Source organism: Vulcanococcus sp. Clear-D1 (assembly GCF_014654725.1).
GTDB lineage: Bacteria > Cyanobacteriota > Cyanobacteriia > PCC-6307 > Cyanobiaceae > Vulcanococcus.
Genome location: NZ_JACVZV010000005.1, coordinates 27,877 through 44,120, shown reverse-complemented (window position 1 = coordinate 44,120; position 16,244 = coordinate 27,877). Strand labels below are relative to the sequence as shown.

The window sequence follows — 16,244 nt, the reverse complement described above, 5'->3', positions numbered from 1 at the left end:
ATTTCAATCAATATCGTGATAATTCCCGTCGGCATCCGTGTACCCACGAAATCGTCTGCCTTTGGATGGATTATACCGTGGTGCATAGTCAATCCTTCTAGAACCAGACCCAGTGCTTCTGGAAGCAGGTGCCGCACTTGCCTGACGTTCTGCCTTGAACTTCACCTGATCCCATTTCAACCCCAACTGTCGTCGCAATTGATTGGCTTTCTCCTTGGCAGCATCAAACCCATCAAGATGACGAGCCAAGATGGCATTGGTATCCGTACGATAGACATAAAACATCGTCTCCAGCAACCGACTGCGATGACGCATCGATAGAAACTCTTGTGCCTTCTTGAGAAACCGATCAAACGTCAGTGGTCGGCTCTTTCTACTTCTATCCCTCATTTATTGCTCCACATCTGTCTTATTTAGTGCTGTCCAATCAGGATGCGGACAATTATGCCCCTTGCCGGTAGTACCAGAGTGGTATCGATCCAGTTGATACCTCCGGAACAAGTCCTGGTTCAGTGCTTGAATCAAACGAGGGAAACTCTTGCTCCTCTGGCACTCACAGTGCCCCTGACGGGCACAGGAGAACACCCAGGAGTGCTGCACTGAATTCCAGAGCAATGCTGCCTTACGGTGCCTCTTCTTGGCATCTGTGCGTGCCAGAGGGGAACAAAAGGGACACGGGAAGAGCCACTTCCGACCTCTTGCTGCTTCCAGTGCATCTTGAATATAAAACTGAAACAGATTCAATCTATATTCACGATCAATCAATGATTCCATATTGAACTCCACAATGTTTATTTCACAGATGCAATCATAAGATCATCTTCCTGGATTGTCAATTTGACAAGATCAAGTATTCTCGATAGAATAACTACGCACTTCCTTCAGGAAATATACCTTGAAGTTCCAGAATACATAAATAACTACGTAGTAGTTTCAACAAACACTAGGCTCATCAATACCCTCAAGACCATTAAGCATCCCTTCTGGTAACAAGATCAAGATTCAAACCTCAAGGCTGCCGTAGGCAATCCCACGCAGTGGGATTCAATAAAATCCCTTTAGAAATCAAGTTGCCTAAAATATCTCAAGCACCTGATCCAAGCCAGCCAACTACGGACCCTTAAGGATCACTAGAACCACAATCCATACAACACCACCAGCACAATGAACAGTACCAAACCAATCCGGGAACAGATTTCCTACAAACAAGATGAGAACCACATACGATCCTTAAGGGATCAACTTTGCCGTAGGCACAAGATGAACAAATCAGAACTGGTTAAACACCTGATCCAGAAGGAGCACCAGATCACCTTTAATGCACCAAGAGGAGACAATAATCAATGAAGACCATTACCATCGATAAGCTTGATTACCTGATGCTCGAGCAATTAGCACGTAAAGCGCATAAACGACCAAATGAACTGCTTAAGGACCTCATCAGGATCCAATACGACAAGATCAGATGATGAACCCATCTTCAGTCCTTGCGGATCAATATGCTTGGCATCAGCCGGATCCACAGGAGATCCTCAACTGGTCCTATGGGCAGGCAGCCACCAATGCCGAACGGCACGATTGCTCTGATGCAATCTGGGATCTGATCAATCAGGTTTATACCCTGACGGAAGCATCAGTCCTCTAGAATTACTCTGTCCAACGATTGCGGCATCACACTGGGGCAATCTCACGGTGAGTAGCACCTGCTCTAGATCGGCTGTGCTTCTGTCCCTATCAACTTGCAATATCGATTTCGATCTGTTATACTGCAAGGACAGTGAAGGAAGCAAGTGCTTCTAGATCTGACAACTTCATAACGTCCTTAAGCACCACTTCTCACCAAAGGCGACAGAGCAAGCGAACCGCCTTGATAATCAATTTCGCAAGAGCAATACTCTCACGGCAACATCACATCAATGACCTCTAGGGTCTCATCCTCCTTCTGGTATCGCAATACCTTTCGGTCCTCCACAACCCGGTCCAACCAATACCCTGGTTACAGGCAAACAGCATCAGGTCACTGGGTTGAACGGGACGAATGGGAACCCGACGAATCCTTGGATCAGAGCAGTCGATACACCCGATAGGTCACTGACGTGACCAGTTGATCAGACTCCAGCAGGTCTTGACGACCGCAAACCGTCATTAAACCCCTACATCGACACTAGGGAGATTGCGTGGACAAACCATACCCCTTAATTCATTATGCCACAGTGCTCCACTCAAGCTTATGCTTGCTTTGACCTCATCAATCCATCGATCACCACAGAGCAGCTCATTGCACACATCGAAAGCACGATCCAGTCAGAAGTAAGATCAACTGCATTCGATCTCGACTCTGCTTATCAAGCATTTGCTGATGCTTTTGATATCGACGACGCCATTGACCCGTTCCTTGACGATCACTTTGATCTGGGCGAGTATTTCCAACTGAAACGAGATGGGCAGACCATCATTCTAGAAGGTATTCCTCTCCTCAATGCAGATGATCACGTGACCCGCTGGGTTGCTTGGGTACTCTTTCGTCAATTCGGTGCTGGTGATGTTCTGACCTTCTCCACAGAGACCTTATGGGCTGACAGCATCAGCCGTTGCTTCTATAAAGTCAGCCGTGAGGGGCAGGTGAACACCAAGATCTTCTATTCCACTGATGAAAATGACTTCTGATCCACTGACCAGTTAGGCAACAGCACCCTCCCAGTCGGCTTTGCATAGGTATTCAGCAGTTGCTCCGTCCGATGCCCTGCCACTGCTGCCAAATCCGCAGGACTATTCCCCATTGCCAGGGCGTGACTCAAAAATGAGTGCCGTTGGGCATACAACCGTCTCGGCTGGATGCCCACTCTCCTCTGGGATCGTTTCCACACGATCTCCAACCCACTGTCATACAGGTGTCCGTGACTGATTGGAGTCACGAACACCAGTCCTCTCCTGGTCTCCAGTCCCAGTGCACCCATCTGCTCCTTGTGCTCCCGCAGCAACTCCACCAGGTCCTCACGCAACGGCACCACACGACTCCTCCCCGTCTTGGTTCCTCCCCATTCCCTCCGGTGCGTTGCTGTTCCATCACGCTTCAAGGTCTTGCTGATCAGCAGTTCTCCCTCCTCCAACCGCACGCAGTCCCACGTCAGACCAATCAGTTCCGAATTCCTCAATCCAGTGCCCAACCACACCGCAAAGACTGGGTAGTACCAGTCCTCGTGGATCCTCAGGTCCTCTAGCACCCTCTGGATCTCTCCCTTACTCAACACCTCCTCTTGCACACTCCGGTGCGGGACCTTCACCACAGCTGCTGCCAGTGCCTGATTGCCGGGCTGGACACTCCTGATCGTGCTCAACAGTGTGGATCGTGTTGAGGCTGCCAGTCCTTCTGCCTCCATCCAGCTCAGGAACGCAGCAACCTCACCCTTACTCCGCAGCGGTTTCCCATACCGCTTGACGACCCGATAAGCGTGCGTGACCCGTCCCTGCCGTTTCCGCAGCATCAACTCCTCCAGTGCCTTGAGCAGCTCAGGGTCCTTGCCTTCCACAAGAGGCTTGTAACGAGACAGACTCCAATCCAGCTCACCCTGCTGGTAGTCACTCCAGATTTCCGCAGCAATTGCCTGTGCTCTTGCTACTGCCACTGGGTCATCCCACCTCCCCAAACGGTTGATAAATCGATCGCACCCATCCAAACGCACACGAACCTGCAGAGACCCGTTGTTATTCCGCAACGACGGTGCTTTCCTCAAGATCCATCTCCAGTACTGCGATCTGGCTTAACGCTGACCACAAGGACAAGCCAAGCTCTCAACAGGACCTCGTAGCCGTTCGTAGCCCTATTCCCGTCCCATCACAGCCTCATCAGCCTCACTGGCTTTCAAAGCGGCTCCAGTACCCACTGCACCCCACAAAACTCAAGCTGGAACTGGTGTTTCCACAACCTCCACCACAAGCTCGCCGTCATCGATGGCAACACCGTGATCACAGGGTCCTTCAACTGGAGCCCGAGTGCCGCACATCAAAACGATGAGGTCCTGATGGTGATCCACTCACCGCTGCTGGCAGCTCACTTCACGCGCGAGATCGATCGGCTTTGGAAGGGAGCCGACCTAGGGATCAACGCCGCACTGGAGCGCAAACTGCTCGAGAACCGCAGGCGCTGCGGCAGTGGGATGCAGCGGCTGTGAGCCGCAAACGCCATCGTTTCTGCCGGATCAGGCGGCCCCAGCAACAAAGCTGGTTTTCCGCTTCTAGGGTGATTTCAATCGGTCGAGGGCGCGATGTTCACTGCCACGGCACTGATTGCCGCTGCTGCGGTCACCCTGATGTTGATGCCCGTTTTAGTGGTGCTTTCAGAGTTGAGCTGAAGGGCTGTGAGCATCCCCCGCATGCAACCCGCCTCCGCGGGCGCCACGCAACCGACTCCTGTGCTGGAGCAGCTCGCACTGCAACAGATCCGGGTCCGGAACTTTGCAGCGGCCGCCCAGCTTTACCGGCAGGCGGTCGGCCAGGGCGATGCCAGTGCCGCGGCCTACAGCAACCTGGCAGCCCTGGAACTGCAAGCCAACCGAATCGAACCCGCCGCCGCCTTGCTGGAGCAGGCCTTGCAGCTGGCGCCCAACAACGCCGAGGCCTGGCTCAATCTGGGCACGGCGCAGCATGCCCTCGGCCGCAGTGAGCAGGCTGCGGAAAGCTGCCGGCGCGCTGCGGCCCTCAAACCAGGTTTTGCAAAGGCCTACGCCAACCTCGGCCATGCCCTGCATACCTGCAGCGATGCACAGGGGGCCCTTGAGGCCTACAGCAAAGCCTTAGCGCTGCAACCGCTGTACCCGGAAGTGCTGTCTGCCCAAGGTGTAGTCCTACGGGAACTTGGGCACATCACCGATTCGATTGCGGCACTGGAGCGGGCCCTCGAGCAGCGCGCCGACTACCCCGAAGCGATGAACAACCTGGGACTGAGCCTGCAGGAGGCAGGCCAGATTGAAGGCGCTGTGCACTGGTTTGAGCAGGCTCTGGCCATCAAGCCCGCTCAGAGCGAAATCCTCTCCAACCTGGGGCTTGCCCTGATGGAGCAGGGCCACATGGATCAAGCCCAAGCACGCTTCCGCGAAGCGTTGCAGCACAACCCGCTCTATGCCGAGGCTCATCGGCACCTCTCCTACTGCGTGAATGGACGCGAAGATCCAGAACCACAACAGGCTGCGCAAGCCTGCCTGAACGAGCTGAAGAATCAGGCGAAGGCCTATCACCTGTATTTCTGCATCGGCAAGTACCAGCAGGACCTCCAGGATCCAGCAGCTGCGGACTGGTTCTGCAAGGCCAATCAATCCAGATCGGCGCAGCTGGAGGGAACCTGGACCCTGCCAGATCCCAGTGATCTGATCCGCACCAACACCACACTGCTTGCGCCGTCGGGGGCACCAACACCACCACCACAAGCACAGGCCAGTACACCCAGGTTGATCTTCATCGTGGGGTTGCCGCGCTCTGGCTCAACGCTCGTGGAAACGATCCTGAGCCAGAACCAGGAGCTCATCGATCTCGGCGAGGTTCCCTATCTCAACCAGGCCATGGCCGGCTGCAGCACGATCGACGCGATTCGCTCCAGGTATCAAGCAGCCATCCAAACCAGGGCCGACTACCGGCCAGACGCAGCGGCACTGAGCGACAAGTTTCTGTACAACTTTGCCTACTGCCCGGTGCTTGCGGCGGCCTTTCCGGATTGCCGGATCGTGCATGTCCATCGCAACCCCATGGACAATCTTTGGTCGACCTTCACCAACCATTTCGCCCAGGGCAATGAATGGACCTACAGGCTTGATCACTCCGTTGCCTTCTATCACCTTTACCGCCAGGTGATGGCTGCCCATGAGCAGAGCATTCCGGGACGGATTTACCACCTCAACTACGACCAATTGACGCGGCATCCTGAGCAAGTGATTCCCTCCCTGATCGAGCATTGCGGCTTCGATTGGGACGAGGCTTATCTGCATCCGGAACGCGGCCGGCGACAGATCCACACCGCCAGTGCCGTGCAGGCCCGCAGCCCCATCAACAGCCGCTCAGTGGGTCGTTGGCAGCACTACAGGGATCTGCTGCAGCCCTATGCCGATCAGCTCGAAGCCCTGGGCTACAGCACAGCGATCGAACCCATTGCATGATGGGAACACCGTTCCGGTTGTGATGGCTGCTCATCGGGGCTGGCGTCTGCCCGCCGCTTCCGCACTGACCTCCGCGGCGGCGTTGTTGGTTGCGGTGGTGGGACCCGAAGGCAGCCGGGGCGCCCCGTATGTGCCCTTCCCCAGCCAGGACAGCCTGCGCCAGGTGCAACTGGCTGCTCTGGCCTGCGCCAGGGAGAACACGAGCGAGACCTGCAATCAAGCTCGCAAGCTCGGTGATCCACTGATGGATCACCCACGGCTACCCGCCAATTGCAAGGACCTGATCTGGCAGATGCTGGCCAAGGCTGAGCCAGCTGCCACCAACAGCTTCAGCCGTCGGCAAGCGATCAGTGATCCTGCCGAACGGTTGCTGCTCGTGTGCCGCAGCTCCGAGAAGCCTGGGGCCACGGACACACCGGCCGCAAAACCAGCCGGCGGCGGCGGGATCAACTTTGGTGGCGGTCAACGCTGAGGGGTGATCTCCGCTGCGAGAGAAACAAGGGGAGCGGACTAACTTGGTGCCGCCTCGGCAGCCCCCGATGACCAGCGGCGTGCAGCAGATCCCGCTCGATCAGCCTTTTCTCGACCAGAAGCCAGGCACCTCCGGCCTGCGCAAGAGCAGCCGTCAATTCGAAACACCCCACTACCTCGAGAGCTTCATCGAGGCGATCCTGCGGACGGTGCCCGGCATCGCAGGCGGCACGCTTGTGGTCGGTGGCGACGGTCGTTACGGCAACCGCCGCGCCATCGGAGTGATCGCGCGCATGGCTGCAGCCCATGGCGTTGCCCGAATCGTCACCACCACTGGCGGCATCCTCTCCACCCCGGCAGCCTCCAACCTGATCCGCCAACGCCAGGCCACCGCCGGCATCATCCTCTCGGCCAGCCACAACCCCGGTGGGCCCGAGGGCGATTTCGGCGTGAAGGTGAATGGCGCCAACGGCGGGCCGGCACCGGAATCGCTCACCGACGCGATCTACGCCTGCAGCCAGACCCTTGATGGCTACCGCATCTGGGATGAGGTGGCCCTTGATCTCGACGCTCCTGGCCAGCAAAGCCTTGGCAGCCTGCAGATCGAGGTGATCGATGGGGTCGACGACTACGTCGCCCTCATGCAGAAGTTGTTCGATTTCGATCAGATCCGGGATCTGCTGCAGAGCGATTTCCCGATCGCCTTCGATGCGATGCATGCCGTGACCGGCCCCTACGCCAAGCGGCTGCTGGAGGGTTTGCTCGGGGCCCCAGCCGGCAGCGTGCGCAATGCCATCCCCCTCGAAGATTTCAGCGGCGGCCACCCCGACCCCAACCTCACCTACGCCCATGAGCTGGCTGAGTTGCTGATGGGCAGCGACGCCTACCGCTTCGGTGCCGCCTGCGATGGAGATGGCGACCGCAACATGATCCTGGGCACGCGCTGTTTCGTGAACCCGAGCGACAGCCTGGCCGTGCTCACCGCCAACGCCACGCTGGTGCCTGGCTACGCCTCCGGCCTGGCGGGTGTGGCGCGCTCGATGCCCACCAGCGCCGCCGCTGATGTGGTGGCCAAGGAGCTGGGCATCCCCTGCTTTGAAACACCCACCGGCTGGAAATTCTTCGGCAACCTGCTGGATGCCGGGCGAATCACGCTTTGCGGTGAGGAGAGCTTTGGCACCGGCTCGGACCACATCCGCGAGAAGGATGGCCTCTGGGCCGTGCTGTTCTGGCTCAACATCCTGGCCAAGCGGCGTGAGCCGGTGGCCCAGATCATGGCAGAGCACTGGAGCCGTTTCGGGCGCCACTACTACTCACGCCACGACTACGAAGCCATCGCCAGCGAGGCCGCCCATGGCCTCTACAACCGCATCAAGGAGATGCTGCCGGCGCTGGTGGGCCAAAACTTTGCCGGCCGCACGATCGCCACAGCCGACGACTTCGCCTACACCGATCCGGTGGATGGCTCCCTCACCAGCGGCCAGGGCCTGCGCCTGCTGCTGGATGACGGCAGCCGCGTGGTGTTGCGCCTCTCCGGCACCGGCACCCAGGGCGCCACATTGCGGGTGTATCTGGAGAGCTATGTGGCCCCCAGCGGCAACCTCAACCAGGATCCGCAAGATGCCCTCGGCGATCTGATCAGCGCCATTGATGAGTTGGCGGAGATCAAGGTCCGCACGGGCATGGACAAGCCGACCGTGATCACCTGAAAGCGCTCTGCCTCCGCCGCCATCTGATTGGCAATCGGAGGATTGGGATCCGTCGGGCGAAGCCTAAAAGCCCACAGAGCGCCAACTCCGTGGGCAATGGGCAGCAGGGGGCGAGCAATGGCGATTGCTCTGTGGTGTATCTGCTCGACACTTGTCGTTTCAATGATCGAGCTCCACATTCACCCCTACAAGGGAATCGGCGCCCTAGCGCCCACCCTGATCAAATCGTGCTGATGCGCGGAAACTGACCACGCCCCAGCCGTCTGCCAACCCTGATCTGCTGCCCCACATCCCATGGCCTCACCGCTGCGCCGTCAATACCGGCTCGCCACAATCAAAGTCTTCGCGCTGGCTCTGGTGGCCGGCAGCGCCGCCTCCGCCCAACCGCTGCCCTGCAGCAAAGCCACCCTCAAGGGCACGTATCTCTACAACGAGAGTGGCGTGCTCAACGGCAAGCCCTACGCCGAAAGCGGCCGCGAGGTGTACGACGGCCAGGGCGGCATCGTGCTGAGCTATCAGGGCTCCGATGGCTCCGGCGGGGTCGAGAAGGCCACCTACAACGTCAGTGCCGACTGCATCGGCACCGCTACCTACCCCGACGGCCAGAAGGCCACCAGTTTCATCAGCCCGGATGGCAGCCGCTTCGTGTACACGATCACGGCAGCGCCAGGAAGCCAGCCCACCGCGCTCTCCGGCTCGGAAGTGCGCGTGGCGCCCTGAGGACTTCCAGCCAGGGCGGCTGCTTGGCCAGCTTCGATCAGCGCATCCGTCTCGACAGGGTGCCCAGCGCCGAGCCCACCATCTCTGCCTGATTCCGTGCAGCTGAAGAGGCCACCGGCAATGGATGACCAGCAGCCTCTGCCTGGCGAGCATGGGGAAAGATGCGCATGATCCATGGATCTAGCAACGCAGACCTGCATCCCCTGCCGCGAGGGCGCTCCGACGCCCACAAAGGCGGAGCTCGAAGCGCTCCTGCCTCAACTGCCGGGCTGGAGCGTGGTGGAGCAGCACCACCTGCAGCGCTCGCTGCTCTTCCCTGATTTTCAGAGCGCGCTCGATTGGGTGATCGCCGCCGGCGCCATCTGTGAGGGCCAGGGCCATCACGCCGAGTTCACGCTCGGCTGGGGCCACGCCGAGGCGGTGATCTACACCCACAAGGTGAATGGACTCACCCAGGCCGATGTGGTGCTGGCAGCGAAGTTCAACCAGATCGGCTCCGGCCCTGGCTGATACCGCGGCAGCCACTCGAGCGGCAGCGCTCAACCTGCTGCCAGCCTGCCTGCGCGCCGCCCTTGCGGGCATGGTGGGAGGCGCTCTGGCGGCACTGCTGCTACTCGGCATTGAGCTGCTGCAGCGCTGGATCTGGGGCGAAGCGATCGGGGAGGGGCTGGCTCCGCAGCGATCCCTCGCCTGGTGCCTGGCGATCCCCAGCGGAATCGGCCTGCTGCTGAGCCTGATGGGAGCGCAGCGCTCCGCCGGCCGTCTGCCGGAACTCGGCGACACCCTGTCGGGTCTGCGGCATCAGCCGCCCCGGCGCGGCGCATTCCGGCAAGCCCTGGCCGGGGTTCTGGCCCTGGTGGGCGGCGCCAGCATCGGACCTGAAGCGCTGGTGAGCCATGCGGTGGTGAACCTCAGCCGCTGGATCTGGCGCGGCCGCGATCAGCCCGTGGCCGCCGCGGCACTGGCGGGCAGCCTGGGCTTCTTCGGCACCCCGCTGGCCGGCCCGATCGCCCTGGCCGCCCGGAACACCCCGCTGCTCTGGCGATGGCTGCCTGGAACCCTGGCGGGGATCACGGGCTTCATCGCCTTCCAGGGGCTGCGGGGGCTGAGCGGCGGACTTGAGGGTGTCCCCTTGGGCACACCGCTTCTCGATCAGGCGCCACTTCCTGCGCTACTGGCGGCGCTGGCGGGCGGTGTCGTGGGCCGTGGCTGCGCACAGGCCCTGCTCAGCTGGCGAAGCTGGCTGCGAGCACGCAGCGAGAGCCGCTGGGATGCCCTCACACCCGTGCTGACCGGTGGGCTCATCGGCCTGACGAGCTGGGCCCTGCCCCTGGCGGCCTTCTCCGGAGAGCAGCAGCTGAAACCCCTTCTGCTGGAACGGTTGGGACCTGAGGCAGCCCTGTTAGTCCTGGCCGGCGCTCTCAAACTGCTGCTGGCGGGCCTGTGTCTGGAATCCGGCTGGCGCGGAGGCCTGATCTTTCCGGTGCTGACAGGCAGTGCGGCGATCGGGATCGGCCTGCATCAACTGCTGCCGGCCTTGGGCGATGCGGGCCTCTGGTGCGGCAGCGTGGTGGGCGGGAGCCTGGGGACGCTGCTGCCCTCGCCACTGCTGGCCCTGGTACTGGGCCTGGCCCTGCTGCGGGGCCATGGCGCCGACGCCCTGCTGCTGGGACTGCTGATCAGCCAGGTGGTTCGCTCCAGGCCACTGCAAGGCGAGGGTTGACGATGCCGTCTGCGGCTGGTAACCATCCTCGTCAGAGGTGTGTGTCCGGCAGCAGATGCTTCTCGAGCCGGTTGTAGGCGAGCAGAGTGGGCACCGCCCAAAGCAAGCAATAAAGGGCCGGGCCCTGTGTGAGCCCCAGTCTCGACTCAAGCCAGGTGGCCATCAGCGGCAGCGTGCCACCGAGCAGCGCCACCACCAGGCTGTAGGAGAACGAAAAGGCACTGCAGCGCAACGCTGCTGGGAACAGACCGGGCAGTAGCGAGGGATAAACGCCGAAATACAGCATCAACGGCACCAACACGATCAACTGGCCCACACCAAAGGCCAGTGGGGTGCCAGCGGCGATCAGCAGCATCCCTGGCACCACAGCCACGGCCAGCACCAGGCTTAGGCGCCGCGCCAGCGCTCCGGGTGCAGCGCGATCGGCCAGATGGCCGCCCAGCAGGATCAGCCCCACCCCGACCGCCTGGTTGAGGGTGGTAATCGCGTTGAAGTTGGCAGCCAATGCAGGCAGCCGCGCCGACACCTCCTGCACGGCGAACACCGTGGCGGCGTAAAAGCTCACAGAGGAGAGCGCCACGGCCGCCATTAGCCGCACCATCGCCGGCAGCTGGGAGCGCAGCTCAGCCAGGTGGGCATCGAGGCTGATGGCGGGCGCATCGGGCCGGGTCTCCTCCAGATGGCGGCGCAGGCTCAGGGCCCAGATCCCCATGGCGGCACCCAGCACGAAAGGGATGCGCCAGCCCCAGTGCTGCACAGCCGGCGGGGTCAGGCAGAGGTGAATCAACGCAGCCGCCAGCGATCCCCCCACAAAACCCAGCACGGCACCGGCGCTGGCAAAGCTGGCGGTGAGGCCACGGCGCTGGAGCGGAGCCGTTTCCACCAGAGCCACCACCGATCCGGTGAACTCACCACCCACCGAAAGTCCCTGCAACAGGCGTAGGAGCACGAGGAACACGGCGGAGACATGCCCCCATTGGTTCGTGGGCGGCAGGAGGGCAATACCAAGGCTGCAGGCAGCCATCACCACCATGCTCACCAGGAGCAACGCCCGCCGCCCCACCAGATCCCCGAGCGGGCCGAGCAACAGCCCGCCGATAGGCCGCATCAGATAGCCCACAGCAAACACGGCGAAGGCACTGAGCAGCTGCAGCGACGGAACATCCGCCGGGAAGAAGGCCTCACCGATCTCCTTGGCGAAGTAGCCGTAGATGGCGAAGTCAAACCACTCCACCGTGTTGCCGATCGCAGCAGCGAGGGCGCTGCGGGGGATGAGGGGAACCATGGCCACCAGTTTCCCCCGGCCAACCCAGCGAATCAGGCTTAGGCGAAGCCGGGTCTGGCGAGGCAGCCCACGGCGCGCGTGAAGGAGATGATTCCGGCTCAGGTGGACGGCTCCTAAAGCCCTGGAGCGGCGGGCGCTACCTCGCTCACGCGCATCAACACCGTCTTTAGTTTGGAAGCGAACAACGGCCCGGTCAGGCCCGATCACGCTGACCCTGCGTGATCGCAAGCACGAACAGAGTTGCATCGGAGCAGTCACCCCAATCAGCACACGCCAGAGCTCCATCTCCGCCCCAAAACGCCTCCGCTGCCATGCGTTCTTCCCTGCGCCGCCAGCTGCTGCACCTGGCCACCGACCTTTCAGCCCTGGTCGCCAATCCTGAAGACCTAGGCCATGGCTTTGATCTACTCACCCGCAGCTATGTCACGCCCGTAGCGGATGCCGCGCGCAACGCCCTGCGAGGCGACCCATCGATCGCTCCGCTGATCCACGAACGCTATTGGGGGCCCTGGCCGAGCCCTCCTGAACTTCTGGCGCTTCCGGCAGACAGCCTCGGTCACGCCTATGCCAGCTGGTTCAGCGCTGCAGGCGGCCAAGCACTGCCCGATCCGGTGCTGCAAACCGGCAGCGATGGCGACGACATCTGGCTCCATCAGCGTGTGCGCCACACCCACGACCTCTGGCATGTGGTGTGCGGCTGCCCGCCCACCGCGGCTGGGGAAGCGGCGATGAACGCTGTCAATGTGATGCAGCTGCGCTGGCCCGGCAGCGCCATGCTGCTCGGGGCCGATCTACTGCATCGCTGCCTCGAAGGTCCTGCTTCCGGAGAGGTGGATGTGGGGCAGGCGGCGGCCTACGGCCTGGAGCTGGGCCGGGTTTGCGCGCCGCTGCTGGCCCAGCGCTGGGAAGAGGGCTGGGATCGGCCGCTGAGCAACTGGCAGGAGCAACTGGGCATCACCGAACTGGTGGCGCGATCGCCGTTCAAGGTTGAGATGTCTCGGGTGTGAACCGCAGCAGGCTGCGCATCAGCAACGGCTGCAGCAACAGATCCGCCAACACCACAACGAACAGCAACGCCAACAGTTGCTCCCCCAAGGGTTCCGCCAGCGTCGAGGCAACACCGCGCAGATGCGGCAGCTCTTCAGTCATCGCCACCGCGAGCGCCAAGGGGACCGCCGCCCGAAGCCCGCAACCGGCAAGCACCAGGCGGTCGGGCCACGGGAAACGACCGGTAGGCAGCAGCACAGACACCGACAGCAGCCGCGCCAGCGGCACAACGATCGCCAGCGCAAGCCCCAGCGGCAGAACCGTGATCAACGCGGCAGGTTTCACCAACAGACCGAGCAACAGCAGCACCGTGATTTCCGCGGCCGTGTTCAGGGGATGCATCACCCGGCCCAAGGCCTGCTGTTCAAAGCGACTGATCCTGTAGCGGCCATTGGACAGCAACACCCCAGCCACAAACACCGCCAGCAGCCCACCACCGCCCAGGAGCTGACCGAAGCCGAAGGCCACGAACGCCAGTACAACTGCCACCAGCAGCAGCATCGGCTCCGAGCGCACCAGGGCATCGATCAAGCGCGGCGCCGCGGCACCCACGGCCAGCCCTGCCAGCAGACCGGCGATCACATGCAGCCCAACAGCCCCCAGCTGGTCCATCAGGCGAACCGCCAACAGCCCATGCAGAGCCTGATGGTCGCCATGGGGGTGGGCCTGCAACACACCGGCCAACAGCCCAAAGCCCAGCAAGGTGACCACCGTGCTCACCGCCACCTCGAACTGCAGCAGATGGCTCAGCCGTCCACGGATGGAATGGCCCAGCGCCACGAGCAGATCTTCGATGGCGCCGCTGTCAGTGGCCCCCAGGCAACACACCGCCAGCACCGCCGCGGCGGGCGGCAAGCCAACTGCAAGCAGAGGCGCCAGCAGCAGGAGTGCCAGAGCCGTAATCACCACGGTGATCAACACGCCGCCACAGCCCAGCCGCAACCCGGCCACCGTCATGCCGCGGATGCGGCGCAGGTCGGTCTTGAGACCGGCGTAGAAGATCAGCAGCGCCAGGCTGACCCGATGCAGGGTCTCCAGCTGCAGCGGACCGAGGGGCTGGGCCTGGGTCAACCACTGGCTGGGAATCACCAGGCCAAGCAGCAACACGGCGGCCGCCACTGGCAAGCGCCAGTGCGCCGCCAGGCGATCCACGGCCAGAGCCGCCAGGTAGATCAGGCCAAGGCCCAGAAAGAAACCGCGGGGCAGCAGCGTGCCCTCCAGATGGGTGTGGGGCAGAGGTAAGGCCATCAGCCATGCACTCGGCATCAGGGTCTGCGGCAGCAGCGGCTTGATCCTCTCTCCATGCCGAGCGCGAAGGGGGTGAGCTCACCCTGCATGGATGCGTCCACCGTGATCACCGGCGGGCCGGCAGCACACACCTCACGCGGATTGCCCCGAGCAACAGCAGTGCGGAAAAGGTGAGCAACATGCCGTTCTGCTGGCCAAGCACCCCGGAGACGTAGGCCACGGCCATCGAGCCAACGGCCGCCAGGCAGGCACCGCCAACGATCAGACGGCGGCGCCTGGAGTTGCCGGGTAGGTGCACCCGCAGGCTCGAAAGTGCGACCAGCCCGTACACCAACAGAAAAGCGAGGACGGCGAACCCTCCGAACACCCCGAAGATCTGGCTGATATTGAGCTGGCGCTGCACCACCAACGCACCAACGAGCAGCAGCGGCAAACCCACAGCCATCAGTGCAGGCGCTGGAGTTCCGTAGTGCGGATGCACCCGGGCAAGCGGTGGCGGCAACAGGCCTTGTTCCGCCAAACCGTAACCCAGTCGCGCCAGGGCCGTGAGCGCACCAAGGCAGGTTCCGAAGAGACACAGCACCGCACCAAACTTGATCCAAAGGCCAGCGCCAGGAATGCCCATCGCCTCGGCTAGGGCGCTGAGGGGATCAAGGCTCTGGCGTGCCGCCGGCGGCAACCAGGCCAGCCCCTCTGGCAGGAAGGCACCCCAAACCATGAACAGCACGCCGGCGAGCAGCACCGCGGTTCGGATGCTGCGTGGCACAGACCGCTCAGCATCCATCGCCTCGCGGCCGAGGTTGGCAGCGCTCTCGAAGCCAATGAAGCTCAGCACTGCCACCATCAGGCCAGATCGCACCTGGGCAGTTGTGTCGTTAAGCGGGTTGATCGCCCTCAAATCGGGCGCCCCCCAGCCGTGCCGCAGGATCACCAGAGTGAGGGCAAGGATGATCAGCGCCGAGATGGTCTCGGTGAGCAACATCGTGCGGGTCGAGAGCTGCACATCGCGGCGGGCGAGCTCCAGGCAACCCAGCCCGCCGAGCAGATAGGCCAGCAGCGGTGGCACCTGCAAACCGAGATGCCGCAGCAACAGCTCCAGAAAGAAGCCAAAGAACAGCAAACAGGCCACCAGGGTGGCGCCATAGCCCAGCAGCAGTGTCCAGCTGGCCGTAGCCCCCAGGCGAGCGCCCAATCCGGCGCCCACATAGGCGGCGATACCACCGGGGCTGCCAGGTAAGCGACGGAACAGCACCAGGGTTTCAGCGACAAGCAACACCACCAGCAGCGCCAGCCCATAGCTAATCCAGGTGGCGGCTCCAGCCGTGCGCATCGCCTCTGGGATGTTGAACACCGCCGTGAGCGTTAAGCCGACGGTGCCCACCGCCTGGGCCGTCACCTCCAGAGGCCGCAGGCAGCGGCGCAAACCCGGAGGGTCTGGACCACGCTCCGTCATGACGGCCCAGAAGAGCGCCTGAAGGAGGCCAGATAAACCCTGTGAACAGGCCTGGACCAATAGATCGCCAAGGGGATTGCAATCAGCTCATTGATCAACATGCCGCGGACATAAGCCGCCAACTCGAGCTCTCCCTTGCTGATCAGCCAAAGCTGGACAACCAAGATCTTGATGACGCTGATCCACAAGATCACGCGGAGCCAACCCAGGGCTTTGAGTGAGTGGCGACTCGACACCCCAAACACAGCCAGCAGCACGGCCACAGAGAGGGCAATACCAAGACCATGAGGCAGCACAAGCTGCTCAAACCCAAGCCGGGGGAAGACTCGCAACGCGGCGATGAAGAAGGCGAGGCTTAAAGCCTGGTGGATATAAACAATCCTCGTAAACAGGCCAAACCCAGAAGGCTTCGAAGCACGAGGTTGATCGAGTGCAACCATGC

The 16,244-nt window shown here is 61.7% G+C and carries 14 protein-coding genes and 1 pseudogene; 9 read left to right on the top strand and 6 right to left on the bottom strand.

Features of this window, described 5'->3' with window-relative positions:
- Positions 1 to 3: 3 nt before the first annotated feature.
- Positions 4 to 285, bottom strand: a complete 282-nt coding sequence (locus H9532_RS01575) for a hypothetical protein (RefSeq protein ID WP_296365132.1) — start codon at positions 283 to 285, stop codon at positions 4 to 6.
- 1,920 nt (positions 286 to 2,205) lie between these two features.
- On the opposite strand from H9532_RS01575, the gene H9532_RS01570 reads away from it, so the two are divergent.
- Complete coding sequence (locus H9532_RS01570; RefSeq protein WP_296365130.1) at positions 2,206 to 2,667, top strand: hypothetical protein; 462 nt, start codon at positions 2,206 to 2,208, stop codon at positions 2,665 to 2,667.
- On the opposite strand, the gene H9532_RS01565 is transcribed toward H9532_RS01570, so the two are convergent.
- On the bottom strand, positions 2,640 to 3,647 hold the full coding sequence (locus H9532_RS01565; protein ID WP_366664502.1) for a site-specific integrase: 1,008 nt from the start codon (positions 3,645 to 3,647) through the stop codon (positions 2,640 to 2,642). The two genes, H9532_RS01570 and H9532_RS01565, sit on opposite strands and share 28 nt — an antisense overlap.
- A gap of 279 nt (positions 3,648 to 3,926) precedes the next feature.
- Here H9532_RS01565 and H9532_RS01560 point away from each other — a divergent pair.
- The 7 genes and pseudogenes from H9532_RS01560 to H9532_RS01530 form a co-directional block, all read left to right on the top strand.
- Positions 3,927 to 4,172, top strand: a pseudogene (locus H9532_RS01560) (phospholipase D-like domain-containing protein); the annotation flags it as partial.
- A gap of 201 nt (positions 4,173 to 4,373) precedes the next feature.
- Complete coding sequence (locus H9532_RS01555) at positions 4,374 to 6,146, top strand: sulfotransferase (protein WP_296365126.1); 1,773 nt, start codon at positions 4,374 to 4,376, stop codon at positions 6,144 to 6,146.
- A gap of 22 nt (positions 6,147 to 6,168) precedes the next feature.
- Entirely contained in the window at positions 6,169 to 6,618 is a 450-nt protein-coding gene (locus tag H9532_RS01550; protein WP_296365124.1) for a hypothetical protein, read from the top strand.
- Between the two features lie 67 nt (positions 6,619 to 6,685).
- Positions 6,686 to 8,326, top strand: a complete 1,641-nt coding sequence (locus H9532_RS01545) for an alpha-D-glucose phosphate-specific phosphoglucomutase (RefSeq protein WP_296365122.1) — start codon at positions 6,686 to 6,688, stop codon at positions 8,324 to 8,326.
- Between the two features lie 294 nt (positions 8,327 to 8,620).
- On the top strand, positions 8,621 to 9,046 hold the full coding sequence (locus tag H9532_RS01540) for a hypothetical protein (RefSeq protein WP_296365121.1): 426 nt from the start codon (positions 8,621 to 8,623) through the stop codon (positions 9,044 to 9,046).
- A gap of 174 nt (positions 9,047 to 9,220) precedes the next feature.
- Positions 9,221 to 9,556 carry a 4a-hydroxytetrahydrobiopterin dehydratase gene (locus tag H9532_RS01535; RefSeq protein WP_296365120.1) on the top strand — a complete coding sequence of 112 codons (336 nt, stop codon included), beginning with the start codon at positions 9,221 to 9,223 and terminating at the stop codon, positions 9,554 to 9,556.
- 70 nt (positions 9,557 to 9,626) lie between these two features.
- A complete protein-coding gene (locus tag H9532_RS01530) occupies positions 9,627 to 10,769 on the top strand; it encodes a chloride channel protein (RefSeq protein ID WP_296365119.1) in 1,143 nt (380 codons plus the stop codon).
- A 31-nt stretch (positions 10,770 to 10,800) separates the two neighbouring features.
- On the opposite strand, the gene H9532_RS01525 is transcribed toward H9532_RS01530, so the two are convergent.
- Positions 10,801 to 12,054: an MFS transporter gene (locus tag H9532_RS01525; RefSeq protein WP_296365117.1), complete on the bottom strand. Its 1,254-nt coding sequence runs from the start codon at positions 12,052 to 12,054 to the stop codon at positions 10,801 to 10,803.
- Positions 12,055 to 12,365: 311 nt separating this feature from the next.
- On the opposite strand from H9532_RS01525, the gene H9532_RS01520 reads away from it, so the two are divergent.
- On the top strand, positions 12,366 to 13,061 hold the full coding sequence (locus tag H9532_RS01520) for a Coq4 family protein (protein WP_296365115.1): 696 nt from the start codon (positions 12,366 to 12,368) through the stop codon (positions 13,059 to 13,061).
- On the opposite strand, the gene H9532_RS01515 is transcribed toward H9532_RS01520, so the two are convergent.
- From H9532_RS01515 to H9532_RS01505, 3 genes are all read right to left on the bottom strand, one after another.
- Positions 13,036 to 14,367 (bottom strand): cation:proton antiporter, encoded by a 1,332-nt coding sequence (locus H9532_RS01515; protein ID WP_296365113.1) that lies wholly within the window; start codon positions 14,365 to 14,367, stop codon positions 13,036 to 13,038. The genes H9532_RS01520 and H9532_RS01515 overlap by 26 nt on opposite strands.
- A gap of 88 nt (positions 14,368 to 14,455) precedes the next feature.
- Positions 14,456 to 15,802, bottom strand: a complete 1,347-nt coding sequence (locus H9532_RS01510) for an APC family permease (RefSeq protein WP_296365111.1) — start codon at positions 15,800 to 15,802, stop codon at positions 14,456 to 14,458.
- Entirely contained in the window at positions 15,799 to 16,242 is a 444-nt protein-coding gene (locus H9532_RS01505; RefSeq protein ID WP_296365108.1) for a hypothetical protein, read from the bottom strand. The genes H9532_RS01510 and H9532_RS01505 overlap by 4 nt, the downstream gene beginning before the upstream one ends.
- Positions 16,243 to 16,244 lie beyond the last annotated feature (2 nt).